The sequence below is a fragment of the Paenibacillus sp. 1781tsa1 genome (genome assembly GCF_024159265.1).
Lineage (GTDB): Bacteria > Bacillota > Bacilli > Paenibacillales > Paenibacillaceae > Paenibacillus.
In genome coordinates this window covers 1,070,250-1,096,239 of the sequence record NZ_JAMYWY010000001.1, presented here as the reverse complement: position 1 = coordinate 1,096,239, position 25,990 = coordinate 1,070,250, and the positions used below count along the sequence as shown (strand labels likewise).

Below are 25,990 nucleotides of genomic sequence, written 5' to 3'. Positions count from 1 at the left end.
CAGCAACTTCAGGTATGCGGAGATACTCATCCCCCCCCCCTTACCTGGGATATGAAGTGAAAAGATCCTACGTTTCGAATAATTTTTTTGAAATTTAAGGAAGAAAAGTGTTTTCTTTTGCTGAGTTAGTTCGTATAATAGCACTATAATCAAAAGGCTATGCTGCCGAAAGGTACAACCTCGTGAACAATTGAGGTTGTGCCTTTTTTGCGTTTATGGCCGCATTGATCTGAAATCTCATCATCTAACTAGGAGTGATTTACATGATTCTTGAAGCCATTTACCATCGCCCCAAACTCAATTGGTCCTATGCTTATGACCGCTCAACCATGCATTTGCGGCTTCGTTCCAAACGTGGTGATCTGGATGCGGTGATTGCTATCACCGGGGATAAATATGCCTGGGATCGAACGATTACGCACACCCCCATGCGCATCTTTGCCCGGGATGAAATGTTCGACTACTGGGAAGCCGAGACTTCACCTCCCTATCGCAGATTACGGTATGGCTTCCAATTGATTCAGGGAGAGGAATCGGTCTGGATGACGGAGCGCGGATTCGAGCAGGCCCTGCCTGATCATCCACTGGAGTTTTTTGATTTTCCATTTATGAATCCGGTCGACATTTTTGAACCGCCTGCCTGGGTTAAGGACGCTGTGTTTTATCAGATTTTCCCTGAACGTTATGCCAATGGCGATCCATCTATCAGTCCCACCAATGCTGAACCCTGGGGAGGGGAACCCACACCTGTGAACTTCTTCGGCGGGGACCTGCAAGGTGTGCTTGATCATCTGGATCATATCAGCCAGCTGGGCATCAATGCCATCTATTTCTGTCCGCTGTTCGAGGCCACCACGAATCACAAATACAATACAGGCGATTACATGAAGGTTGATCCTCACTTTGGAACCAATGAACAGTTCAAGGCGTTCGTGGAGGCCTGTCATCAGCGCGGCATACGTGTCGTTTTGGATGCGGTATTCAATCATTCCGGCAGAGAGTTCCCTCCTTTTGTCGATGTCATGAAGAATGGAGCTGCTTCCCCCTACGCAGACTGGTTCTATATCAAAGACTGGCCGCCACGTGTGGAGGATGGCATTCCGACTTATGATACCTTTGCCTTTGAACCGCTTATGCCAAAGCTGAACACGGAGCACCCTGACGTGAAGGCATATCTGCTGGAGGTAGGACGCTTCTGGATCGAGGAGATGGACATTGACGGATGGAGGCTCGATGTAGCCAACGAAGTGGATCATCAGTTCTGGCGCGAATTCCGTCAGACGGTAAAAGCTATCAAACCTGATGCTTATTTGCTCGGTGAGATCTGGCATGATTCGCTCATGTGGCTTCAGGGAGACCAATTCGATGCTGTGATGAATTATCCGTTTACCAATTCGGTATTGGACTACACCGTGAACGGAAAACTCGATGGACTCGGATTTGCCAATGAGATCGGCAAACTGCTTGCAGCCTATTCACAAACGGTTACTGAAACTGCCTTCAATCTGCTCGGTAGTCATGATACACCCAGACTGCTGACCTTGTGTGATGGAGACGAGCGCAAGATGAAACTTGCCGTTACGTTGCTGCTTACGTATCCAGGTGTGCCATGTATCTATTATGGAGACGAAGTCGGGCTAGATGGTGGATATGATCCAGGTTGCCGCAAGTGTATGGAATGGGATGAAACCAAGCAGAACCGTGAACTTCTGGAATTCTTCACCCATACGATTGCCCTTCGCAAACAGCACCCGGCGCTGCGCAGCACGGAACTGAAGATTGTATATGCAAAAGCCGGGGATCCTTGTCTTGCCATCGAGCGATTGGATTCGCATACGGGTGAGCGCATACTTCTTGTGCTGAATGCGGGAGATGAGCCATGTACTCTTGAACTCCCCCTGGCAGATCGTAATGTTTGGCGAAATCTGTACACATCAAACGAAGTGGAATCCCGGCAAAATAAACTGACCCTCGATCTGGAAGCTTACGGCTTCTCCTTACTGCAAATGGAGGTCAAACAACCTGCGGAGGCCTGATACGAATACAGCTAACAAGGGAATATAACTCCAAAGAGGCTGTCTCCTAGGTCATATTGTCGACCAGGGACAGCCTCTTCTGTATCTTATACGTCTTGTATGTCTTGTGCATCTTATACGTCATATCCTAACGAACCCAGCACACTTTATTCGCTTCATTATACGCGGGCTAAATGCCTAACGAATCAGAGAGAGCTTATTTTGTCCAATAAGTCGATTTTCGAGAGCAGATGCCGTGTTTTCGATACAATAACGTTACTGAGATTCGTTAGGTTTTACTTTTCTTGATTATCCCCTTAATACGACGTTTGAGGTTCGTTAGCGGTAGCGATTCAATTGAGATAAAACTCATTGGTGGCAGCGACCTATTTCCCAGCCGAGGCGAAGGTTGTCGAAGTCATCGGTTTACGTATTTTCTTCATTCTCGAACTTACGAGTTCTCCCTGTGTAATTACGATTTTTTGCGGAATCTTGTATGAAGGCAGCTTGTCCCGACAATATTCCCAGATGGACCGCCGCAGATCGGTTAGAGTACATTCTGTAGCCAGCCGGATAGTCACTTTCACTCTCTGACCCGTGATACCACTCGATTCTCCCGAAACTACCGCCGCTTCAATACATTCCATCTCTTCCAGAACACCCTCGACCTCGGCAGGATATACCTTCCGTCCCCCTATGTTAATAATCTCCGAACGGCGGCCCAAAATGCGAATGTACCCCTGCTCCAATACAGCTTCATCTCCGGTTCGCAGCCATCCATCCTCCGTAAAGGGTGATGGTGCATTCAGATATCCGATCATCGCTGTTGCTGTATGAATCTGCAATTCTCCTTCCACCACCCGGTACTTAACCTCTTCATCTTGAATGGAGAATAGCAGAGAACCTGGTTCTTTGGAGCGGGTTGGCAGAATACCAAGTTCAGACATGCCATAGGCCTGTATCGTCCTGATCTGTGGAAATCTCCGGTTCCAGGCTGCCAGTACGGACTCAGGCATCACTTCCGATCCGTATGATACAACCTCGAGACTGGACAAGTCATACCCTTCATCGTTTCTGCCGAGCAGCAACAGATTCATGAATGTTGGGGAGACGGGCAGCGCCTGCACACGAAACTTCTCAATCGTCCGGCACACTTCTTCGGGAGATCGATCCGCAATGATACACAGACATCCCCCACTGGACAGGGATTGCAGCATTGTATTCACACCGCCGATATGATCAAACATCATGAATGGAATCGTTCGCAAGGTCCGAACCTGCCGCCGAAAACGATGTAACAGCCGATCTGCACGATGCACAGTCGCTTTACTCACTCCGGTTGATCCGGATGAAAAGAGTACCAGGCCTCCTACACCCTCCTGTGCCAGCGAGGATAACAACACAGGAACCTCTCCAGAAGATTCACACGTTTGCCGAATGCACAACTTGCCTTCTTCAACACCCAACCGCCATTTCACCTGTGCCAGTTCGATGTATTCCTGTCGTTTGGCTTCAACCAGGTATCGATCCATGGGGAGCACGATACACCCTTGTCCAAGCAAAGCAACCAATGCTGCCGCTGCATATGGGGAATAGTCTTCCTCCAGTGTTACAAGTTGCTCAGTCAGCCCTTCTGCTATAATCCACTCACCCATGATGCCAACCTGTTCCAGCAGCCACTGATAGCTGTACTCCTGATCCTTCCAGATCAGTGCAGGATGCTGTCCCTGTTCCGCGAATCGTTCAAGCAAGAATTGGTTCAACATTTTGCTTCCTCCTCACTGGCAGGCGAATATTGTTGTGCGAGATAATCAACAAGTGATCCTACCGTCTGATAGGGACTTTCCGGCATGGAAGCAGCGGCTATCTCCGCCAGAGCAGCTCCTATTCCCGTACCCCAACGATCTTCGATTCCCTGCTCCACCACAGCAAGCAATGACACGAGTTCCAGCGAATCCAGTTGCCCATTTCGTCCGTATAGTGGAGCGTTACCGCCTTCACCAAGCGGAATCGATGTATTATGGTATGCATTTAACTCCCGGCAACTATCCAGCACGATACGAAGCAAAACCTCCCTGTGTTTTTGTTCAATCATTGGCACGGTCTGACGCGGGAAGCAATTTGCCTGAGGCATGGACTGTCGAAGCGACTCATACCAGTGCCATTCATCCGTGACCAACATTTTAATGACACCTGTCAGCTGTACTTTCCAGTGCTCGCGGTTCTTCATCCGGCTGACCTGCAGCATGTTGTAGGCCTTCTCCCACCGTACAATGATGTCGCTGAATTTTCTTGCATATTGATCAAGTGGAGAACCTAGCCATAAAGCAGACTCCTGAAGAAGATCTCGAAGAAAATACCGGCTCCATCGCATATCGAACAACAGACCCGAAATTAACATTTCATTGGCTTGATCCCCTTCTTTCGTCCCATGTAACGTATCCAGGAGCTGCAGAGACACCGCATGTCCAAAATAATAATTCCGCTCTCCTTGTGTAATCGTCCGGCCCGTCAGAAATTCTTCAATCTGCGTTGTTAACGCCTGGGTCAACATGTCTCGGTACCCGGCAGAGTCCAGCTGCACAGTTGCCCGAATGTCCATGGTGCCAAACGTTCGGAGTTCTTCTTTGCGCTTCGCCTGAGCAAGCTCGGGTATGCATTGGTTCCCTTTCCAGAAATCATGAAAGGCCTTTTGAGTAACCTTCCCCTTGTACTTGGAGGGCACGGGATCATAGACGTGCACATGCTCATCTTCCAGACCATACACGGCAATCCAATGATCTACCAGATGCATTCGGGAGCCTTGCTTCACGTGTTTGCGAATGTATTCGGGATTATGATAATCCAAACAATAAGGCAGATGATAACTGGTTCCTGTAGCCAAAAAAAGCCCACCTTCGCCGATATGCTGCCTGATCTGCGCCTTGCCTTCCTCGAAGCTGTCCAGCTCCCGCTGACCATACATCTCCCAGATCGGCTCTACATAATCCAGTTTGTGAAAATAAGGCTTCACCAGTCCGTTATCCCCGCACGATGGAAGGCTGTACAACCGACTTGCCGCCAGCAGTGCAAGACTTGTGGTGGATCCTTGCTGATGGAGCACTTCATGAATCAGAGGAAAATTGCAGGGATAATAATAGGGAATGTCCAGCACTGGAGCGAATGAAGGAATAATCATTTTGGGCCTCCTGTTCCCGTTTTGGCCGACGTACTGCCCCAGGATTGGATTAGATAATGCACAGACATATCATCTGTCGCTCGAAATACCCGATTGGCAACAGGTTTGCCATCCACATCGGTCTCGAAACGACGGAAACCGCGAGTAAACCGGAAGGAAAATCCACTATCACGCGGAACTCGGTAACAACCTTCATATCGACCTATACCGGAACGGACAAGCTTCATGCCCATCCCACCATATATCGTTTCCTCCTGCCCTTCCTCCGAGGCTACCTCTGCATGAATACAGACCTCCACATGAGTGGACAATTCAGGAACGACAGTGTAGATGCGTGTAGCAGACAGTCCCCCCATAGTCAGCGTGATGGATGCACTTCCAATACCGACAGGCACCAGTTCTCCACTCGAACGAACCTGGATTACATCCGGGTCACTTGACGTATAAGTCCCACCCAACAGACTCTGAACCCATCCGCTCTCGTAGTGCATTTGTGCATTGATACACACGGTCATTCCACCCTGTAGTCCGATGTCATCCCTGCCAAGCAGTTTGAGCGAGGTGGGTTTACCAACGTGGCCGAACATGTATAGTAACGGGAGATGAACGCGTGCTCCCCAGTCACCTTCCTGATGACAGGCACCCGGCTGTTCCAGAAATGCCAATTCCTCATCCGATCTGACTCCGCGTTCAAGTAATTGATGAGCTACCCTTCTGACCTGGGAAGGCAGAAACAGACCTTCCGTGTCTCCAATATCCATCCACATCCGAACGTCGGGTACCTCTTCTGGCAAGCGATACATGTTTTCTTCCAACAGCCCGCTTTCCGATGTTTCGTCCAGCTGCACATCCACATAGAATGGCGACATCATGATCAGTTTTCCGAAAACATCCGGATTTCGCATCCCCATGTGCAACGTACAAAGTGCCGCGGCAGATGAACCCAATAGCCCTGTATTGGACTTGTCCGGCAACGTCCGGTACCGATGATCGATGATCGGCTTGAGTTCATGAATAATAAAATGCTCATAGGCGATGCCTGAGCAACCCACACTCACGGCCTCTCTCTCTGGTGCGATGAAGTGATAGAATTCGTTGTGTGTGACTGGACGGACATGCGTAATGCCGACAATTATCAGTGATTCAATCTGCCCGGAAGAAATAAGACCGTCTGCTGCCTGATCCATATTCCATGTTTCATTGCCTGGCCCGGATGGACCAAAAGCCCGCTGCCCTGCATGAACGTACAGAACTGGATAATGCCGAGCTGTCTGCTCATGGTAACCGGGCGGGAGATACACAAAAATGTTGCGGATATTGCCCAGCCGTGACGCCTGAATGCCTTCCAAACATTCGATGACAGAATGGGTACTCAACGATCATCAACCGCCTCTCTTCTCCCGATTCGACTGCATAATACAAATAACCCCGCCTCAGAAGAGACGGGGTTGTCCCAGAACACACATAAGTGTCCCGGGATACATAGCCCTTATATTGTGAATCTGCGAATAGTTTAATGCGCGAACGTGCTTTTGTAAACATAAAAATAGAAAATAAATGCTCTCAAAAAAGTTATTGACATAAGATCCAATATTTCTTACGATAACGTTGTGATCATAACTCGAGGGCCATGCTTTTAAACCAGAGCGGTTTAGGACAACCCCGGTAACTCCCGAAGGAGATGCCGGGGTTGTTGGCGTGTCAAAAGGAGGGAAGTCTTCAATCCACTGCGTATCATTCCGTTGTATTGAAAGCGCTATTATTCAAGAGCCAGGTTGGTTGTTTATTTAAACTACTACATTCACGAGAAGGGTGGATTACTATGTTTCAAATGGCCAAACGCGTACTCCTCAGCACAACTCTGACACTCAGTTTACTTGCAGGAGGCGCACTCCCCTATCTGCCTGCTTCCGCGATCTATGCCGATGCGGATACCGCAGTTACCAACAAGCAGAACTTTAGTACAGACGTCATCTATCAGATCTTTACCGACCGCTTCCTGGACGGCAATCCTTCCAACAATCCCACCGGAGCTGCCTACGATGCCACTTGTAGTAACCTTAAGTTGTATTGCGGAGGCGACTGGCAGGGCCTCATCAACAAAATCAACGATAACTATTTCAGTGATCTGGGCGTTACGGCATTGTGGATTTCCCAGCCGGTTGAGAATATCTTCGCCACGATCAATTATGGCGGCGTAATCAACACAGCGTATCATGGCTACTGGGCACGTGATTTCAAGAAGACCAATCCGTATTTTGGAACGATGGCTGACTTTCAAAATCTGATTACAACCGCTCATGCCAAAGGCATCAAGATCGTAATTGACTTTGCACCGAACCATACGTCTCCAGCCATGGAAACCGATACGTCCTTTGCTGAGAATGGCAAGTTGTACGATAATGGTAATCTTGTTGGCGGATACACAAATGATACAAATGGATATTTCCATCACAACGGCGGCTCCGATTTTTCCTCCCTGGAGAATGGTATCTATAAAAACCTCTATGACCTGGCTGACTTGAATCACAATAACAGTACCATTGACCAATATTTCAAAGATGCGATCAAGCTATGGCTCGATATGGGCGTGGACGGTATTCGCGTGGATGCAGTGAAACATATGCCTCTCGGCTGGCAAAAGAGCTGGATGTCCTCCATCTATGCACATAAACCTGTATTCACCTTCGGTGAATGGTTCCTGGGATCTGCTGCATCTGATGCGGATAACACGGAATTTGCCAACGAATCCGGGATGAGCCTGCTTGATTTCCGCTTTAACTCTGCCGTACGTAACGTCTTCCGGGATAACACATCCAACATGTATGCGCTCGATTCGATGATTACAGGCACAGCGGCAGATTACAATCAGGTGAATGACCAAGTTACGTTTATTGACAACCATGATATGGATCGCTTCAAAACAAGTGCTGTGAATAACCGTCGTCTGGAACAGGCGCTGGCCTTCACGCTGACTTCACGCGGCGTACCTGCCATCTATTATGGTACCGAACAGTATCTGACAGGTAACGGGGACCCCGATAATCGGGCCAAAATGCCTTCTTTCTCCAAAACAACAACGGCCTTTAACGTGATCAGCAAGCTGGCCCCTCTTCGCAAATCCAATCCGGCCATTGCCTACGGCTCCACGCAGCAACGCTGGATCAATAATGATGTGTATATCTATGAGCGCAAATTCGGTAAAAGTGTAGCTGTTGTTGCGGTGAACCGTAATCTCTCCACACCAGCGAGCATTGCCAATCTAAGCACTTCACTGCCAACAGGCAACTACACCGATGTACTTGTTGGCGCACTGAACGGTAATAACATCACTTCCACCAATGGTACCATCTCTTCATTCACCCTGGCAGCCGGAGCAACCGCGGTCTGGCAGTATACAACAAGCGAAACAACACCAACGATTGGACATGTAGGTCCGGTGATGGGCAAACCGGGTAATGTTGTTACCATTAGCGGACGTGGATTTGGCTCCACCAAAGGTACCGTATACTTCGGTACAACAGCTGTTACTGGTGCAGCCATTACATCCTGGGAAGATACACAGATCAAAGTGACGATCCCAGCTGTTGCTGCAGGCAATTATGCTGTAAAAGTAGCTACGAATGGCGTCAACAGCAATGCGTATAACAACTTCACCATCCTTACGGGTGATCAGGTCACTGTACGATTCGTCATTAACAACGCTTCCACCACACTGGGTCAGAACATCTATCTGACAGGTAATGTGGCAGAACTCGGCAACTGGAGTACGGGCACAACAGCTATTGGACCTGCATTCAATCAAGTTATCCATGCCTACCCAACTTGGTACTATGATGTGAGCGTGCCCGCTGGAAAACAACTGGAGTTCAAATTCTTCAAGAAAAATGGGGCAACCATTACGTGGGAAGGTGGTTCCAACCACACGTTCACCACACCAACCAGCGGTACAGTGACTGTAAATGTAAACTGGCAATAGAATATTCTGTCCACAAGTTAACCCGGAGTAGTTACGCTAACACAGCGTGTGCTCCGGGTTTTGCTGTACCTTGCCAGGCTGCTTGGATTGCTTAATGTCATTGATAGGTTCGGATCGCCTTCAAGGTTGTAGCGGCCAGAACACCTGTCGCCAGCAGCAGTATGCCCACGCCTTGCAGCACAGAAGCTGCCCCCCACTGATCTGCCAATACCGAGACAACAGTCAATCCCAGAATAGGCGCTGTACTGGTGATTGTTCCAACGACACCATAGACCCTTCCTTGCAGCTCGTCTGGAACGGCTGTCCTCAGCATAATCTGGGTGAGCATCGTACAGCAGGCGAACATCGCACCTCCGCCCACGATTAAAGGCAACGCCATGATTGGCGAGGATACATTCGCTAAAAAAATATAGAGTGGGCCTAGTACAATCAGACCGATAAATACCCATCTCCCCCTTCTCTTCAATCGTTTCCCCGAAGCAATCAGCAGTGCAGAGCCAATCATATATCCAAGCGGAATACAGGTTTCAATTAATCCAAACTGTACCGGATTCGCCTCCCACACCTTAACTGCCATCACTTGAACCAGCATCATGGCCGATATGAAAAACAAGATTAACACCGGATTGAGCAATACGATGGATCGAATCAGACGATTCCGATAGATGTAGCCAAACGAACTGCGCCATTCCTGAACAAACGTGGTCTGCTGACTAACAGATCGCTGTACCTCAGGAAAGCGGCCCGCCATCAGCACACAGACTGCGGACAACAGAAAGGTTGCCCCCGTAATTAATATGGCGACGAATCCTCCAAATGCAGCCACAGCCACTCCCGCAGCGGCTAGTCCGCTGATTCGGGCAAGATTATCCACCATATGAATGGTTCCGGTGGCTTGTTGAATATGTTCTCTGCCAACCATACTTGCTACAGAGGCGTGGAATGCAGGGGCCTGAAACAGGCTTGAAAACATGGACAGCGAGAGTAACAAGAGCACCACTGGGAAGGGTGCATGCCAACCGAATAAGCTAATCGCAATCAGCACAGCCATTACGCCGCGGAAAACATCCGAGGTCAGCATCAGCTTCCTGCGATCCAATCGATCTGCAACCGTACCCGCCACCGATCCAAATAAAAAACTGACGACCATATTACAGATCTGTACGGCCGCCATGCTCTTTGCACTCCCTGTGGTCTGTAACACCCACAGACTGATCGCAATCCCATTGAAGCAATCTCCAAAGACCGAGATGCCATAGCCGTACAATATCCTGCGAAAGGTAACATTACGCCAAAGTGTTCGCGGGGTCTTAGCATTTTGCAATGCAGCTTGTCCACTTTTATATCCCATCATCTCGGGCTCACTGGACGGGTTCATGCCCATACATCACGTTCCTCCCTTATCATCATTCAAGCCCATACGGAACCAGGCACTTCCGCAGTTCTGTCACTCGACAAAGACATGACATTACGGAAGTGCCTGGTTGGGATGTGCCGCAGATATCGCGGCTGACTATGTTGTTATGGCACAGAATTAACCTTTGGAAGCGCCTGCCGTCAGCCCTTGAACAAGGAATCGCTGCAGGAAAACAAACAGCAGGGTGATTGGAATGGCGATCAGTACCGCCCCCGCAGCAAACATCGTAAAGTTACTGTCTTGATAACGGTTGACCAGATCCCACATGCCCACCGCCAGCGTCCAGTTTTCCTTCGTCCGCAATACCAGCCGGGCGAAGATAAAGTCCATCCACGCACCAGTAAAACTGGTTAGTGCCACATAGGTCAGCATTGGCTTGGATAAGGGCAGGATGATGCTGGTAAATACCCGCAGGTGACTCGCACCATCCATGCGAGCAGCTTCATCCAAACTGCGCGGGATGGTATCAAAGAAACCTTTGACGATAAAGCCGCCCAGCACCGCTCCTGAAGAATAGACCAGGATAAGCGCAGCGTGGGTGTCGAGCAATTTAACTTGCAGCAAAATGATATAGATCGCAATCATGCTCATAAAGCTTGGGAACATGCCAAGAATCAGCATGGTGGAGAGAATGGTTTTACGTCCACGGAAGCGGAAGCGGGACAGTGCGTACATCCCGAGTGTCACCATCAACGTGGAGAAGATCATCGTGAAAAAGGCGATTTTCAGCGTATTCATATACCATCTGCCGTACATAAAGGACGGGTTATTGAACAGTTCCCCGTAATGGGTAAGCGTGAATGCTTCGGGCCACAATCGTTCACTGAACAATGCCGCACCAGGTCTCAGGGAAGAGAGAAAGATCCAGAGTACCGGGTAGATGGAGACAATAGCGATAATCACCAATAACACATAACTCAGGGCCAGACGCAGCGGATTATTACGTGTCTTCATTGAATCATGTCCTCCTCCTTGAATGATTTGGAGCGGCGGAAGTTCCAGATGGAGAATGAAGCGATGATGAGGAAGATAATAATCCCTACCGCTGAAGCCATATTGAACTTGTTATTGTCGAGCGTGAGCTTGTAGAGCCAGGTGACCAACAGGTCCGTCGCCCCTGCGTACTGATAATCTCCGCGTAGCGGATTTCCGTTCGTCAGCAGGAAGATGACATTGAAGTTGTTGAAGTTTCCGGCGAACTGCATGATAAGTACCGGAGTTGTCGCAAAAAGAATGAACGGCATCGTAATAATTCGGAATTTCTGAAATGCGGATGCTCCATCCACTTCGGCAGCCTCGTAGAGATCACGAGGGATGGCTGTCAATACACCCAGAATCAGTACCATACTGACGGGAATACCAATCCACATGTTGACAACAATGACGGTGACTTTGGCCCAGAACGGATCTGTCAGCCAGGGCAATCCCTCCAGCCCAAACGCTCTCATGTAGGTATTGATTGGTCCAAACTGGCCATTAAACAGATTACGCATGAGCAGCAAAGAAATGATCTGCGGAATCGCATAAGGCAGGATAAAAATCGTACGCCACAACTTCTTGAAGCGTATGCCCCGCTGTTCTATCAATAGTGCCACAAGCACACCGCCAAAATAGGTGGTGACTGTCGCCAGAATGGCCCAGATGACCGTCCAGGTCAGCACGCCGTAGAATGTCTGGCTCCAGGACTTCAACTGAATCAGATCACTGAACGTCTTGAAGCCCACCCAGTCCACGAGTTTGGCCGGCGGAATATGATCCGGGGCCGAGTAGTTGGTAAATGCAATCGTGATCGTAAATAGAATGGGCATAACGGTGAAGAAAAGAATGCCCAGTGCCGGAATGGACAGAAACAGGTAGGGAAAGTTTTTGTCCATCATGTTTCGAAGCGAAGCCGCTGCCCCCAGGGTCTTCTTCCCTTCCTCCCTGGCGACTCCCGTAACGTAAGCATCCCGAATATTCAGGATGTAGATCAGAATGAACACAAAAAACACCAGTAGTACGATAATGCCATCCAACAGTAAAAAGATGGAATGGTCTCCCCTTTGAAGTACGGTGGACCCATTCACTTTGACAAAACGCTGTGTATTTTCCCCCAGTGTCCATATGCCCCATACAGCCTGTGACAGACGAGGAAGCAGGTACGCAAGCCCTGCTCCCTCCAGTAACAATAGACAAATTCCCTTAATCCACTGTCGATTGTACAGCTGTCCAAGACCTTGCAGTATGATGGAACATATAGCCGCTGTCATCCGGTGTTGTCTTTCCCTGTTCGGTCCAACGGGCACCGGGACATGCTGCTGTTGCATTTGCTCTCTCCTCCCCGCCTCTTGTATGCATATCTTTGCATTTGTCGTTCGTCCCTATTGGACGGTAGCAAGGCTTTCCTGGATTTGTTTCACGGCATTGTCCAGCGATGCCTTCACGTCCTTATCGGTATCCCATATATCTGTAATCGCAGACGTGATCGGTCCCCATACGCTGTCCATGGCAGGAAGCGAAGGCATTGGAGTAGAGTTGTTGAACTGTTCCAGGAACGCCTTATTGATCGGGTCCTCCTGCACCTTCGAATCAGCAGCCACGTTTTTGTTCGCAGGGAGTGTACCGTTTAGATCAAAGTTCTCCATCTGAGCCTCTTCATTGGAAAGGAACGCTGCCAAAAGCTTCGACGCATTCGGGTATTGTGTAAATGCATTTACATAATAGGCTTTAACACCTGAGAAGGAGGTCATCGGTTTGCCATCAATTGCCGGAAGCGGAGCAACGCCAAAATCAATACCGGCATTGCGATAATCGGCAATGGTCCACGGACCGTTAATGTCCATAGCCAGCTTGCCGCTGGAGAATAATCCTTTTTTGATATCATAGTTCACGTCACCCATCTTGAGCGGCAGTACTTCCGACTTCAGCTTCTGCAAGAACTGTCCACCCTTCAGGGCTCCTTCGTTATTCAGACCGAGGTCCGCGCTATCCATCCCGTTGTCCCCAAAAATATAACCGCCCTGGGAAGCCAGGAATGCATAGTTATAGTAAAATTGCTGCAATTCCCACATCAGCGCATATTGATTGGACTTCACGTTATTGAACGTCTTGGCGAAGCTGATAATCTCATCAAAGTTTTTCGGAGCTTCTGGATACAATGCTTTGTTGTAAAAGAGAGCATAGGTCTCCACGCTGTACGGATAGCCGTACAAGATATCCTTGAACGTCACCGCCTTCAGTGCATTGTCGCTGGTGTTCTCTACGGTCTCTGCTTCGAATATGTCATTGGGCAGAATAAGTCCCGCCTCTGAAGCGCTACCAATCTTATCATGTGGGAAAACAACGACATCCGCGGCGAGACCCGCCGGGCCATCCGTCGTTAGTTTGGTTACCTGATCGGTTGGAGGTAATTCCTCCATTTTGACCGTTACCCCATACTTCTCTTCGAATTTTTTGGCTCTTTGCTCAATAAAACTGCTTTGATTTTTGTCCTCCCAGATTACTAGGGTTGCCCCTTCTTCCGGTTGAAGGTTCTCGGCTGTCAGCTCTACCACTTCCTCCGGATTCTCACCTGCCGTAGTTGGAGATGGACTTCCGCCTCCAGCCCCGCACGCAGCCAGTGTAAAAGCCATCATGACGGACAATGTTGCCCCTTGCCATTTTCTCATCTAAAATGTCCCCTTCCCTCTGCTTGGTCCAACAATGTTCGCGCTTTTCACCCTTTTGTCTGCGTATGTTGTCAGGTTTTGCATTCCATGTTCACTTTTGTACAAACGTTTGCTCAAATGGAAGACAAGATGACTCCTCCGTTCAATATGCAGGGGGAAACTAGTCAAGAAGTATGTAATTCCACAGATGTAAGCGCTACAATAACAATCACATCATACAACACTGCACTTTCTTTGCACAAACGTTTGCACAAGCCATATTTGCTCAATTTTAACCAATTTACCTCTTTTACCTACAGGAATTTCCTGTTTCCTTGTTCAGACTCTTTCTTCCTTTATTTTACTTCCTGTGAATCTCATATTTGGCAGTTAGCAATTGATTTATCGTATCCTTTGGATTACCATAGGAGAATATTTATACGATTGTTCAGAAGGGATTTTTTACATGATTACGATCAAGGATATTGCCAGATTGGCGGGTGTTTCCCCTTCTACAGTGTCACGGGTGATTTCCAACCATCCCAGAATCAGCACCAAGACGTCTCTCAAAGTGAAGCAAATCATGAAAGAATTAAACTACCATCCGAACATCATGGCGAAGAGCCTGGTTTCCAAAACGACACATACCCTTGGCATTATGCTTCCGCGTCCTGCTGAAGAGTTGTTTCAGAATTACTTTTTCGGGGAATTGCTGCGGGGTATTATTACACATGCCACCCGTATGAATTATGAATTGCTGCTAACCACTGAAACTTCATCAGACAATGAACTGCACGCGATCTCCCGTCTTGTTCATGGTCGCAGAGTGGATGGCATTCTGTTGCTTGGGTCCAAAAGAGACGATCCCATTATTTCATTTTTGGAAGCGGAAAAGTTTCCTTTTGTGTTAATCGGTCGCAGTGAAGCTCATCCCAATGCCCCCATGGTGGATAACGATAATGTGCAGACTGCTTATGATGCGACACATCATCTGATCGCCCAAGGGCATGCGCGAATCGGATTTGTCAGCGGCCCCCCGGACATTACGTTATCGCATGATCGCATGTTAGGCTACCAAAAGGCGCTTGCCCAAGCCGGGCTGGATGCCGATAGTGACTGGATTGTGGAAGGCGAATTTCTACAGGAAAGTGGATTCAGGGCGATGTCGCTGTTCATGTCCTTGCCGAACAGACCCACCGCAATCGTGGTCATTGATGACAATGTGGCCTTTGGGGTACTGAGAGCTCTTGCCGAGCTTCATTATCTGGTGCCTGAGGATATCAGCGTGGTCAGTTTTAACAATATTGCTTTATCGGAGCTGGCTTCACCACCATTAAGCTCTATAGACATTGGAACCTATCAGCTGGGATATACAGCCGTTCAGGTCTTGTTGAAAATTCTAAGTGGGGAACCACAGCCTCATAATCCGGTCATTATTCCCCATCGTCTGATCGTGCGTGAATCCTCACTATTTTCCAAACCAAAGCCACCCTCAGATTGATTCATTTCGAGCATCCGTGTAGTAATGCAAACGTTTGTCCTATACGGGATATGGCGCTGTGGTCCACTGTTTTCGGAGTAGCACAAAAAAGAAGCCGCATATGATTATGCGGCCTCCTGACTGTTCGCACTATTTTGGTACTCCATGCTCGACTGCGCTTGAACGGATTAATAAGAGCTCCAGCCTGCATCAGCTGTAACAACGGTTCCGTTCACGAAGCTGGACTCGTCCGACCCAAGGAACAAGGCCACCTTGGCGATCTCTTCACTCGTCCCAATGCGTGGGTTGATTGCCATGCCCAGCTGTTGCCGCCCTGCACCGTATGGGCTAATACCAGCCATGGATGCGCTGATGTTGGTTGCCACGGCACCTGGAGCGATAGCATTACAACGAATGCCTTGCTCAGCATACATATACCCTGTATTTTTAGTGAAGCCCACGACCGCATGTTTGGAAGCCGTATAGGCTGCTCCTGCACGTCCGCCGTGCAATCCACCTGCCGAAGCAATGTTCACGATGACGCCTTTTTGTTTTTCCAGGAAGATCGGCAATACTTTACGTGTTGTCCGCATCACACTGGTTGTGTTCACAGCGAACAATCTCTCCCACTTCTCATCTGTTATATCCGCTGCAGGCTCCATACCATCCATAATGCCCGCGTTGTTAATCAGAATATCTACTGTACCGTATGTGCTCACCGTCGTATCGATCAGATTCTGCACATCTTCTTCTTTGGCTACATTGGCCAGAACCACAATCGCTTCCCCGCCCTGTGCCTTAATATCATGAACTACCGCCTGTGCGGATTCCTCGTTAATATCCGATACGACTACTTTCGCACCCTCCTGGGCGTACAACGTGGCAATCGCTTTCCCCATACCTGAACCAGCACCTGTAACAACTGCCACTTTATCTTGAAGTTTCATTACATGTATCCTCCTTTGTGTATTCGTCTACAATAAGTTAACAAACAAATGTTCATTAACTCTTAACCTTAGTATAATAAGTCATAGCGTTTCACTTCAATCAGTAAAAGCTTGTCCAGTTGTACGTTAAACAACACTAATAAGCCTGAATGTACTTTAACTAATAAAGTGAACTAGTGAGGAGGAAAACAGATGTCTGAAACTCCGAATTCGATGGATCGAAGAATCAAGAAATCAAAAGCTGCACTGAAGGATGCACTCATCCAGCTGATGCAAAAACATCCCTTTAAAGAAATTTACATCACGGATATTGTCCAGCGCGCCGATCTGAATAGAGGTACTTTCTACAGACATTATCAGTACAAAGAAGACCTGTTCAACGAAATCATCGATGATGTGATTCAGGATCTGGTGACTTCTTTTCGCAAACCTTATCAGGATATGGAAGAGTTCGAGGTTAATCTTATGCCATCTTCGGCAATCACCATATTTGAACATGTGCATCAGCATGCACAATTCTACACACTGGTTGTGAAATCTGAAGCTTCCTCCAACTTTCAGCGCATGATCTGTGATGTTCTTCGGGATCTTTCCTTACAGGATCTGAACCACATCTTCCCACAGCACATTAACCCGGAACTGTTGGCAAGTTACCAATCTCATGCGATATTTGGCATGATTATGGAGTGGATCAGACAGGATTTCAAGCACAGCCCCGATTACATGGCCGAGGAGTTGTTCAAGATCATTCATTACAAGCCTGACAACACTTTAAAGCGTTCCTCTGTATAGAAGTCTCCTTCTTAGTCGTTGATCCATATTGTTAAAATAAAAAGAACGGTTGAATCGGCAGGTTACCCTGCATTCAACCGTAAGTTCGCGGATGTGTCTTCCATCTACGTATTTCTCATATCCTATTGAGTCAATTCAGCAGAGAAACTGGTGCTCCTCAGGCTCTGGTTCATTAAGACTGTTTAAATGTAGCAAAATGCTAATATGTATCTCTTGTAAAGTTGGTATATAAAACTCCTAGTCTCCCGTCTACCAAGTGATTACTTTGCCACTAATCCATCCGTACTTCCCACTACTTGTCCATACTTCGTACCACGTACGACCATCCGATGGATCATAAACGGATCCGCCCCAGTGTTCCAATTGATCTCCTTTGTCCACAACGGCAACAGCAGATCCGTTGATCGAAGGTATATCTCGCATATTGGCATGGGCCACCGATACGGTCACGAACTGCGCTTTAGATGTGGAATACGCATTTCCTTCGTAATAACGGCCATCCGATTGCTTCACCACTTTACTGCTCACCCATCCGATGCTTCCATCCGAAATACTTACCTGATACCAGGTGCGACCGTCCGAGGGGTCAAAATTTTTGCGGTGCAAATATACAGCTTCATCGTCTTGGTATAGGATCCCTACTGATCTTGCATTGATACTAGGTGCAACGCGCAGATTTATTTCTGAAGACGTTGGCTTCAGATAATCAATACTTTGTTCTGCTGACGTCTCAGCCACAGCGTAGCTTGCTTCTTCCTTAGGCTTCTCTACTGCTATTCCCTGAGCCGTATCTTCTTGAACCTTGTTAACTTCCGTTTGAGCTTCACTCTTCGAGTCAACCGCTAGCTCTACCTGCTCTCCGCCTTGAACTACATCTGACTGTACAACTGGTTTGGTTGTCTCCTGTAATTCTTGGCTCTTCCCTTCTTCCTTAATGGTAATCTCAATCCCGCCACAACCGCTCAATACAATAGACGCCCCCAGCAGTATGGCAAAAACCTTCTGACCCTTCATCATATCCCTCTATTTCCTGTATATAGTTAGTCCAACTCCCCGACTACAAGACTCTTTAATTTTAATTCAATTGGCTATAATTGTATATGGAGATTCCATCAACGGTTGGATTAAAGCACTAAGCAGCTGCCCATCAGCAAGAGGTAGATCGGAATGATTCTGTTCCTCGAATTTTCATTACCAGGGAGCAATGCCATGTATTAAGCAAAACTTATATCTAAAAAAGACTCCCGAGGGAGTCTTTTCCGGCAGATTATGTCCTTGAGTTTAATCTGCTCATTTACAGCCCCAGCTTCTGCCCTTTCTCCAACCGTTGAATTTGCTGCTCTCCGGTATCCGCAAGTTCACGGAACTGGTTAATCGTCTCGCGCATTCTTGGCAGAGCTTCCTGCTTATAGAGACTGATGGAGTCGAGTGCAGACAGCACATCGGTGAATGCCTGTTTCATCGTATCCACGGAAATGCTGGCTTCATATGCCTGCTTCTGGATGGCAATCCCCTGATCCTTGAGCATCTTGGATGTTCCGGCAATCAGATCATTGGTTGTCTGGTTCAGCAATTCAATTTTCTGCAATACAATCTTCTGATTATACAAAGCACTTGCTACCGTAACGGCAATTTTCAATGCCGAGATCGTTACATTCTTCGCACGGTCCACGCCTCGGATTAGTTCCTTATTATTGCGGATGACTACTTCAATTGCCATGATGCCCTGCTGATTCACAACCAACATCTGTTGCAGGTCCATGACCCGCTGACGGAGCGGGAACAACACTTCTTCCGTAATAAACCGGACTTTTTCAGGGTCCTCATTGCGGACCTTGGCGGCTTCAATCTGCGCATCGATGGACTCATCCATGAGTACGCCAAGCTGAATTTCCTTTTGTAATCGTTTGGTGAGTTCTCTCAGGTTCTGTTGCTCAATCTCCAGCGTTGTATTATCGTTCCGGAGTGTGGACCTGCCTTTATCCAAAGAGGTTACGATGTCAGCAATGACTGCGTCAGCCTTCTGGTATTTCAGGAAATAGGCGCGAAGCGGATTGAACAATTTCCCGAGGAAGCCGGTCTTGGCAAAGTCGACCACACTCGGGTCGAGATCCTTCAGTTGCATATGCAGCTCAGTCAAGCCTTTGGCAACCTGACCGCCCTCGTCTCCCGTCTTGGACAGATGTCCAACGGAGACTTGAAGCAAAGCGTTTTTCTCAGAAGAGGATCTCATCGTGTTCATACCAAAGCCATCAATGGATTGCAGAATCTCTTTGCGTTTCTCCAGGGATTCGAGATCCAGTGTCATAATCATCTCTACGTTGGCATTGGCCACTTGTTGAAGCTCCGCGACCTCGGCGGGCACGGGTTTCACCTCTTCTTCAATCACCTTCTGAATTTCCTTCTGGCTCGGTATTTCCATTGAAAATGACATCTATATTCCCCCTTTAGATTACATCTGTACGTTAAACAGGTTACCGATCTTGTACACGACATCGTCGGTATCGGCATTGATGCTTGCCGCTTCGTTAATGCTGGAGATGCTCTCCAGAGCCTTGATGTCCGCGTTGTATCCGATCGTATAGATTGGCACTTTGTACGTCTCGACCAGTTCTCGAATATCCTTCAGAGTGTGACCTTCATTGGTCTCGCCATCACTCAGGACAAAGATCAGCGGCTTCACGTTTGGATTAGCAGCCATGTAATCTTCCAGCATCTTCATCGCTACCACGATCCCGTCAAAGGTCGCCGTCCCTCCGCCAGCTTGCAGACTATCCACTGTTCCGACAAACATGGACTGTTGGTTCGTATCATACTTGGCAATCGGCAGATTCACGGTTACCCCGCTGGAGTAAGAAACCAAGCCAATACTGTTGTCTGTGCCCAGATACTTCTGACCTTTGCGCAAAGACTCCTTCAGTCGGTTAAGCGGTTCGCCGTCCATACTTCCGGACACGTCTGTCACGAACACGGCAGCAATAGGTTTACTGCCATTCTTCTTCTCTTTCCATACTTTCTGTGCAGACAACAACGTGCCGCCATCCACGGTGGCCAGTTCGGATTTGTAATCCTGCAACCCGTTGAAACCAAACTCTTCCGCTGATTGTTGATACTTCGCCTGAGTAACGAATTCCGCAAACTTCTGGATAATCTCCTGTTTGTTCTGCGGCAATTGTCCCAATGCATACAGCGGACTGTCATGTCTCACGCCAAAAGGTGTAAAGACGTATCCACTCTTCAGATCAGCGGTATTCACATACGTCTGGTATTCGAGTACAAAGGCATCCAGTCTGCCTGACTTGGCAGCTTCCCGCATCTGAATGGTTGTCGAGGCCGTAAACGGTACATTCGTCTGGAATTTCTCAAATCCCTCAATCGCCTTCTCGCCCAGCGGATTGGCACTATCATACGTATTCAGTGCAGTCACCAGGAAGTTCAGTCCGGTGGAGCTGGCAAATGGATCGGTATATCCCATCGCGAGTTCATTGTTGGCAATCGCTTCGGTTACGGTTTTTACATTAACAGAGCCATAGGTATCAACCAGTGCATCATACTTGGCTTTAGAAATGACAATACCAGGAACATTCCCAACCAATCGCTTGGAGACCATCTCTGTCTTCACCCCACTGGCCTCAACCATCTCGCCCCACAGTTCATTGGAAGGTGTGAATGCATCCGGTATATACTTGCCCGACTTGATATAATCGGTAGCCGTTCCGGAGGCAATGTTGCGAATTTTGACCGATACCGGTTTTCCACCAACGCTGATATTCGCTTTGTTGAACTCCTCGCCCACCTCAGTTAACCAGCCGTCTACCCCGCTGCCCGACTTCTCCGTGGAAGAGAAGATTTCGACGTAATCATTCGTTGTATTCTCTACGGCAATTGCGAATTTGGAGATATCCGGCAGTGACTCCGCCACATCGACCGGATCGAGATCAATCTGTCCTTTGACCGGCTCCGCCGTCGCTGGTGCAATGTCCGCGTACAGTTTGCCCAGCTCCTTACCTGCATTCTCTGTGCTCACCTGTGTGGTCGACTTGCCAAAGTTCGACGTCAGTGTAATCCCTGCATAGACCAGACCAAATACGAGTACCAGCATCACAATCGATATGAAAAAAAACTTTCCCTTCTTGGCCATACGAGCAACCCCTCACTGTCTGTATAATTTGGTGTGCTTGATTAACTGATCAATCTCCTGCATACAAGGCATCTGTTCAATATCTCCGGCTTCAAAGCTGTCGAGGCGTGAAATCTCCAGTAACAACTGATCCAGCTTGAGCAAAATTTCCTCATTGGTGTGTAATGCATTCTTCACATAAGACAGATAATCGTTGTATACCTTGGTTTTTTCCTGAAAAAGTTTCTGGGGTAGGGTTGAGGATTTGGATTTCATCATGTTGGCATAGTCAGCTTCATCGAATACATTCAACCGGTTCAGCACACTGCGAATGTTCAGGTATAACAACTTCTCCACTTCCAGCGTCACCGATGCGAATTTTTTGTAGCTCAGTTCTCCGGGATCAAACCGCTGATGAAGCACATTCAGGAGTGTTTCTTTCTTCTTTTTCATCCGGCTAAGTTGGGACAGCCCTAGCGTAATATCTTCTTCAAGGACTTTGATGCGTCTATAAAAAGATAAAGCTTCCACGTAATCTTCATGCGTTTCGATATGCTTTACGGGCAGGACTATCGGCTGTCTGAACAGCAAGGTGTAACTCCCATATAAAAGTGCCATTGCACTACCGAACAACAGGGTAACGGATAGCGCAGTTGTGAATGCACCCTCCCCGAAATTCAGCCCAATAAAGCCGGGTGAGAATGCCAGAACATCCACAGCCACAATACCGAGGATCAATCCCAGCAATTTTATGTACTTGATCATGTTCAATCATCCGACCTCCTTTCATGTTATATATTGAAGCTTTATGTCGTTATTTTCCTGTTCAACTTATTCTTATTGTACATGATGTTAACGCTCTCAGGTGGATAACATTGGATATTTGGACACTCAATAATATACGTGGTTTGGGCTTATCCCATTTCATATTTTCAGGGACAACGTAGAACTTGGCAGGAAATTTGGTGGTCAATCCATTAAAAGTGAGTTTTACGAGACAGCAGATTGTGGAGAAGAAATGTTATCCGGTAATACGTGGAAAATAGCTAGGCGTGTCATTTTTTATATAAGACTTGTCTGAAAAGAGCAACGTAAAAAGGACGAATCGGAGATCATCCGCTTTCGTCCCTTATGCATTGGTTCTTCATTTTTGGTGTTCTTATATAAAATCTTGATGCCGTATTCTACAGCTAACGAACTGAAGTGACGCTATTCGGTGCATTTCAGCTCATCTGAAAATGTAACGAACCTGAGAAACGTTATATTCGCGTATTAGGTGTAAAAACGTTGTTTATCGCCTATTTCGAATGAAATAGCGTCGCTGAGATTCGTTACATTTTCCACCACATCAATATTGCCCATATAAGACGTATGCAGTTCGTTAGAAATTAGAAAACAACCGCCTTATTACTTCTTCTGTAACAGACAGGTTGACGCTTCGCACTACCTGAACTTGAAAAGCGAATCCATCGGGATTACCAGTTCGGGATATATAACTGATTGAATTGTTTCCTGCTCTGTATACAGATGACGGGTCTGGTAACTGCCATCCTCCAGCGTGTACACATGGACGGTTTGATTGCCGGGGTCAACAATCCAGTATTCATTCACACCATATTTCTGATACAAGTTAAATTTTTCGTTAAAATCCTTTAACGCAGTCGAGGGCGATAACACCTCGATAATTAATGAAGGTGCACCGTGACAGCCATTTTTAGATATCTGGTCTTTGGAGCAAACCACCGATAAATCAGGCTGTACAACTTGATCTGGCAGGTCATATTGTTCATTTTCGCTAAAATACACATCAAAAGGGGCAACAAACACAAAACATTTCCGATTCTGAAAAAAAGTCCGCAAAGAGAAGTGCAGCTCACCCACAATAAACTGGTGCAATGAAGTGGGTGCTGGAGACATATTAAAAGCTTTGCCGTTAATTAATTCCCATGCCCCCTCCCAAGTTAACCAATCCTGAAAGTTATAAGTACCTTTATTATCGGGTTTTGCCACACTTCCAACCTCCTCTTCCCAACTAACCGTAATTTATTTTCATTATAACATTGTGTTTGCGCCTTTTCACACCATGCCCTTTATACAAAGAGTGATGCCGGTTTGCTTCGCGTGGTGCGTACCTCGACAACTTTCCCGGCACAGCCATTGTCGCCTTCCGCCTGGAACATGACCTTAACGCTGTCTTTACCTGATGTAACCGCCTCAGGAATATTATAGGTCACATAGAACACTTCGCCGATTTTGTTCATATGAATTCGCTGCTCGCCAATGATTGCTCCATCCACGGTAATGGTGAATTGTCTCTCATATAACGTACCTTCCCGCCCAAACGGGGAATGATCTCCGCCCCAATAGGCCACACATAGGTAATTGGTTACGCCGCGATCCACTGCCAGTTGGTAACTGAAGTAAGCCCCGCTGATGCCAAAAGCCTCTCGCCACATATGCAACTTCTTACGGCCATCTGTGGTTGAACCGTTGTGGTGCTCACCACGGCAGTTGCTATCCAGTTGATGTCCAATCTCATCCTGCTGACCGTCAGCCTGAACCCTGTCGATCGTAATATCGTTCAACTCTTTCTCCAGCGCATCACCTTCATCGTTAAACGGCCAATACACGGTATAAAATTCATGATGCACATCATAGAACGGAATAAGCTTCACGGCTTCGCCTGTGGAAGTCACATCCTTGCTAAGTTCAAATGTTAACGTGTCTGCATCTACGACCTTGATCCACTCTCGCACATCCTCCTGCTCCGTCCAGATCACAGGTACAGGTGCGGTCTTGGGATTCAATGCCGTTTCGTCCACAATCGTGTCCTCTGGAAGTCCCTCATTTCCCAGTGCACCGGCGAGTACAATCGGGCCGTACAGGAATGCCACTTTGTGGGTATCATCCCGGGAGGTGTACTGGCGAAGCGACATCGGCAGGGTGATTGTGATGACATCGCCCGCAGACCATGTGCGGTCGATGGACAGGTAGCCGGGTTCCATCCGTGTATTCGGATGTTCCGTATCACCGTTAACCGTTGCCGTCATTGGCTCTTGCAGCCATGAGGGCACGCGTAATCTTAGATGAGCCGAGGCGTTGCCTCCGGTGATCGTCAGGGTTACCTTTTCCGAATAAGGAAAGGCGGTTTCAAGCTTCAATGATATTCCCTGAGCGGTCCAGTCCAGCTGGGAAGCGATATACAGGTTGACGTACAGGTCCTGTTCATCCTCAAAATAGATCGCCTCGGCATATTTGCCCGGGTTCTCCATACCTGATCCTGTGCAGCACCACCAGGCGGTGTCGTGAGTACCATAGATTTTGTAGTGGCCTTGCAGCGTTGATGCAAAATACGTTTTGTTCCCCGTATCCGGGTCCTGCGTGCCGAGGATGTGATTATAGATGGCGTTTTCATAATAGTCCATGTACCCGCTATCGTGATTCCAGGCGAAGAGTTGCTTCGTTAGATGCAACATGTTGTGAGTACAGCAGCTCTCTCCTGTTTTGATACCAAGACTCTCCATGCCCTTTGCTTCATAATGCTCCGAAATGCTCGTCGCTCCAAATACGTAGGAACGATGATGCACCGTCGTGTCCCAGAAAAACTCTGCTGCTGTCCGATAACTCTCACGGGTATGGTCCTGATTGTAGATTTCGGCAGCACCGATCACTTTGGGAATCTGCGTATTGGCGTGTTTACCTTGAAGATCGTCCTGCTTATGTTCTAAGGGTCTCAGGATCAATTGATGAGTAAACTTATTGGCGATCTCAAGGTATAAGGCTTTGCCCGTGATCCCATACAAGTGTGCAAATACTTCATTCATGCCCCCGTGTTCACTTTGAAGCATCGTCTGCATCTGTTCTTCTGTCATCGGGAGCAAACCTTCAACCGCCCAGTCTGCAAATCGAGTAACCACCTCAAGTGCCTGTCCGTTGCCAGTGAGTTTATACGCATCAATCAGGCCGCGATAGATTTTGTGCACACTGTACCAGGGAACCCAATATTCACCGATATTGAATCCACCGATATTCTCTGCTCGAAAAGCCATGTGGAAAGGTTCTTCGGACAAACCACCGATATACCCGCTCCCCGTGGTCTGCTGGATTTTCGCTAGTTCGGTGACAGCATAATCCAGTCTTTCTTTTAATGTCATATTCCCGGTTGCCTGATACGTCACAGCCAGGGCAGACAGATAATGTCCGAGGGAATGTCCGCTGATCGTACGTGCCTCCCAACCCGCGTAGCGTTCTTTTCGGGCAGGTAAACCATGAGCCTCGAAGCAAGGAGCCAGGAATCGATCAATATCCAGCGATAACAGGTAACGCTCCCCCACCTCTTGTGATGTTTGGAACACACCGTTTAACAGCTCTACATGTTCTGGTCCCAGAAATCCTTTTTTCGTATCAATCATGACACTCACTCCTTCTCGGGATGT

General features: G+C 47.9%; 18 protein-coding genes. 4 read left to right on the top strand and 14 right to left on the bottom strand.

The annotated features are described in order from the left end of the window. The first annotated feature begins 263 nt into the window (after positions 1–263). Complete coding sequence (locus NKT06_RS04860) at positions 264–2,036, top strand: alpha-glycosidase (protein ID WP_253430709.1); 1,773 nt, start codon at positions 264–266, stop codon at positions 2,034–2,036. 365 nt (positions 2,037–2,401) lie between these two features. Here NKT06_RS04860 and NKT06_RS04855 read toward each other — a convergent pair whose 3' ends face one another. The 3 genes from NKT06_RS04855 to NKT06_RS04845 are packed head-to-tail and all read right to left on the bottom strand — an operon-like array spanning position 2,402 to position 6,569. Next, on the bottom strand, positions 2,402–3,781 hold the full coding sequence (locus tag NKT06_RS04855) for an ANL family adenylate-forming protein (protein ID WP_253430707.1): 1,380 nt from the start codon (positions 3,779–3,781) through the stop codon (positions 2,402–2,404). After that, positions 3,775–5,193, bottom strand: coding sequence for a BtrH N-terminal domain-containing protein (locus NKT06_RS04850; RefSeq protein ID WP_253430693.1), 1,419 nt, complete (start codon positions 5,191–5,193; stop codon positions 3,775–3,777). Before NKT06_RS04850 ends, NKT06_RS04855 begins: the two co-directional genes overlap by 7 nt. Then, a complete protein-coding gene (locus NKT06_RS04845) occupies positions 5,190–6,569 on the bottom strand; it encodes an alpha/beta hydrolase-fold protein (RefSeq protein WP_253430691.1) in 1,380 nt (459 codons plus the stop codon). The genes NKT06_RS04850 and NKT06_RS04845 overlap by 4 nt, the downstream gene beginning before the upstream one ends. Before the next feature lie 446 nt (positions 6,570–7,015). Between NKT06_RS04845 and NKT06_RS04840 the strand changes: the two genes are divergently transcribed. After that, positions 7,016–9,172, top strand: a complete 2,157-nt coding sequence (locus tag NKT06_RS04840) for an alpha-amylase family glycosyl hydrolase (protein ID WP_253430675.1) — start codon at positions 7,016–7,018, stop codon at positions 9,170–9,172. Positions 9,173–9,269: 97 nt separating this feature from the next. On the opposite strand, the gene NKT06_RS04835 is transcribed toward NKT06_RS04840, so the two are convergent. The 4 genes from NKT06_RS04835 to NKT06_RS04820 form a co-directional block, all read right to left on the bottom strand. Further along, positions 9,270–10,556, bottom strand: coding sequence for an MFS transporter (locus NKT06_RS04835; protein WP_253430657.1), 1,287 nt, complete (start codon positions 10,554–10,556; stop codon positions 9,270–9,272). A gap of 150 nt (positions 10,557–10,706) precedes the next feature. After that, positions 10,707–11,543 (bottom strand): sugar ABC transporter permease, encoded by an 837-nt coding sequence (locus NKT06_RS04830; protein ID WP_091015889.1) that lies wholly within the window; start codon positions 11,541–11,543, stop codon positions 10,707–10,709. Beyond that, on the bottom strand, positions 11,540–12,895 hold the full coding sequence (locus NKT06_RS04825) for a sugar ABC transporter permease (protein ID WP_253430654.1): 1,356 nt from the start codon (positions 12,893–12,895) through the stop codon (positions 11,540–11,542). The genes NKT06_RS04830 and NKT06_RS04825 overlap by 4 nt, the downstream gene beginning before the upstream one ends. A 54-nt stretch (positions 12,896–12,949) precedes the next feature. Next, positions 12,950–14,236, bottom strand: coding sequence for a sugar ABC transporter substrate-binding protein (locus NKT06_RS04820; protein ID WP_091015892.1), 1,287 nt, complete (start codon positions 14,234–14,236; stop codon positions 12,950–12,952). A gap of 445 nt (positions 14,237–14,681) precedes the next feature. On the opposite strand from NKT06_RS04820, the gene NKT06_RS04815 reads away from it, so the two are divergent. Further along, positions 14,682–15,716, top strand: a complete 1,035-nt coding sequence (locus NKT06_RS04815) for a LacI family DNA-binding transcriptional regulator (RefSeq protein WP_253430652.1) — start codon at positions 14,682–14,684, stop codon at positions 15,714–15,716. A gap of 167 nt (positions 15,717–15,883) precedes the next feature. Here NKT06_RS04815 and NKT06_RS04810 read toward each other — a convergent pair whose 3' ends face one another. Beyond that, positions 15,884–16,642, bottom strand: a complete 759-nt coding sequence (locus NKT06_RS04810; protein WP_124117309.1) for an SDR family oxidoreductase — start codon at positions 16,640–16,642, stop codon at positions 15,884–15,886. Between the two features lie 192 nt (positions 16,643–16,834). Between NKT06_RS04810 and NKT06_RS04805 the strand changes: the two genes are divergently transcribed. Beyond that, the gene (locus tag NKT06_RS04805; RefSeq protein WP_253430649.1) at positions 16,835–17,434 is read left to right on the top strand and encodes a TetR/AcrR family transcriptional regulator; all 600 of its coding nucleotides are present in this window, start codon (positions 16,835–16,837) and stop codon (positions 17,432–17,434) included. Positions 17,435–17,683: 249 nt separating this feature from the next. On the opposite strand, the gene NKT06_RS04800 is transcribed toward NKT06_RS04805, so the two are convergent. The 6 genes from NKT06_RS04800 to NKT06_RS04775 form a co-directional block, all read right to left on the bottom strand. Further along, entirely contained in the window at positions 17,684–18,451 is a 768-nt protein-coding gene (locus NKT06_RS04800) for an SH3 domain-containing protein (RefSeq protein WP_253430647.1), read from the bottom strand. A 277-nt stretch (positions 18,452–18,728) separates the two neighbouring features. Beyond that, positions 18,729–19,868 carry a toxic anion resistance protein gene (locus NKT06_RS04795; RefSeq protein ID WP_017690481.1) on the bottom strand — a complete coding sequence of 380 codons (1,140 nt, stop codon included), beginning with the start codon at positions 19,866–19,868 and terminating at the stop codon, positions 18,729–18,731. A gap of 18 nt (positions 19,869–19,886) precedes the next feature. Continuing rightward, complete coding sequence (locus tag NKT06_RS04790; RefSeq protein WP_253430645.1) at positions 19,887–21,575, bottom strand: vWA domain-containing protein; 1,689 nt, start codon at positions 21,573–21,575, stop codon at positions 19,887–19,889. 12 nt (positions 21,576–21,587) lie between these two features. After that, positions 21,588–22,319 (bottom strand): hypothetical protein, encoded by a 732-nt coding sequence (locus tag NKT06_RS04785; protein WP_367399887.1) that lies wholly within the window; start codon positions 22,317–22,319, stop codon positions 21,588–21,590. A gap of 678 nt (positions 22,320–22,997) precedes the next feature. Beyond that, positions 22,998–23,564: a Uma2 family endonuclease gene (locus NKT06_RS04780; RefSeq protein ID WP_253430640.1), complete on the bottom strand. Its 567-nt coding sequence runs from the start codon at positions 23,562–23,564 to the stop codon at positions 22,998–23,000. Between the two features lie 80 nt (positions 23,565–23,644). Continuing rightward, positions 23,645–25,966 carry a beta-L-arabinofuranosidase domain-containing protein gene (locus NKT06_RS04775; RefSeq protein WP_253430636.1) on the bottom strand — a complete coding sequence of 774 codons (2,322 nt, stop codon included), beginning with the start codon at positions 25,964–25,966 and terminating at the stop codon, positions 23,645–23,647. Positions 25,967–25,990 lie beyond the last annotated feature (24 nt).

Coding starts and splice junctions, on each gene's coding strand:
- NKT06_RS04860 (WP_253430709.1), top strand. CDS start 264: ATGATTCTTGAAGCCATTTACCATCGCCCCAAACTCAATTGGTCCTAT.
- NKT06_RS04855 (WP_253430707.1), bottom strand. CDS start 3,781: ATGTTGAACCAATTCTTGCTTGAACGATTCGCGGAACAGGGACAGCAT.
- NKT06_RS04850 (WP_253430693.1), bottom strand. CDS start 5,193: ATGATTATTCCTTCATTCGCTCCAGTGCTGGACATTCCCTATTATTAT.
- NKT06_RS04840 (WP_253430675.1), top strand. CDS start 7,016: ATGTTTCAAATGGCCAAACGCGTACTCCTCAGCACAACTCTGACACTC.
- NKT06_RS04835 (WP_253430657.1), bottom strand. CDS start 10,556: ATGGGCATGAACCCGTCCAGTGAGCCCGAGATGATGGGATATAAAAGT.
- NKT06_RS04830 (WP_091015889.1), bottom strand. CDS start 11,543: ATGAAGACACGTAATAATCCGCTGCGTCTGGCCCTGAGTTATGTGTTA.
- NKT06_RS04825 (WP_253430654.1), bottom strand. CDS start 12,895: ATGCAACAGCAGCATGTCCCGGTGCCCGTTGGACCGAACAGGGAAAGA.
- NKT06_RS04820 (WP_091015892.1), bottom strand. CDS start 14,236: ATGAGAAAATGGCAAGGGGCAACATTGTCCGTCATGATGGCTTTTACA.
- NKT06_RS04815 (WP_253430652.1), top strand. CDS start 14,682: ATGATTACGATCAAGGATATTGCCAGATTGGCGGGTGTTTCCCCTTCT.
- NKT06_RS04810 (WP_124117309.1), bottom strand. CDS start 16,642: ATGAAACTTCAAGATAAAGTGGCAGTTGTTACAGGTGCTGGTTCAGGT.
- NKT06_RS04805 (WP_253430649.1), top strand. CDS start 16,835: ATGTCTGAAACTCCGAATTCGATGGATCGAAGAATCAAGAAATCAAAA.
- NKT06_RS04800 (WP_253430647.1), bottom strand. CDS start 18,451: ATGATGAAGGGTCAGAAGGTTTTTGCCATACTGCTGGGGGCGTCTATT.
- NKT06_RS04795 (WP_017690481.1), bottom strand. CDS start 19,868: ATGTCATTTTCAATGGAAATACCGAGCCAGAAGGAAATTCAGAAGGTG.
- NKT06_RS04790 (WP_253430645.1), bottom strand. CDS start 21,575: ATGGCCAAGAAGGGAAAGTTTTTTTTCATATCGATTGTGATGCTGGTA.
- NKT06_RS04785 (WP_367399887.1), bottom strand. CDS start 22,319: ATGATCAAGTACATAAAATTGCTGGGATTGATCCTCGGTATTGTGGCT.
- NKT06_RS04775 (WP_253430636.1), bottom strand. CDS start 25,966: ATGATTGATACGAAAAAAGGATTTCTGGGACCAGAACATGTAGAGCTG.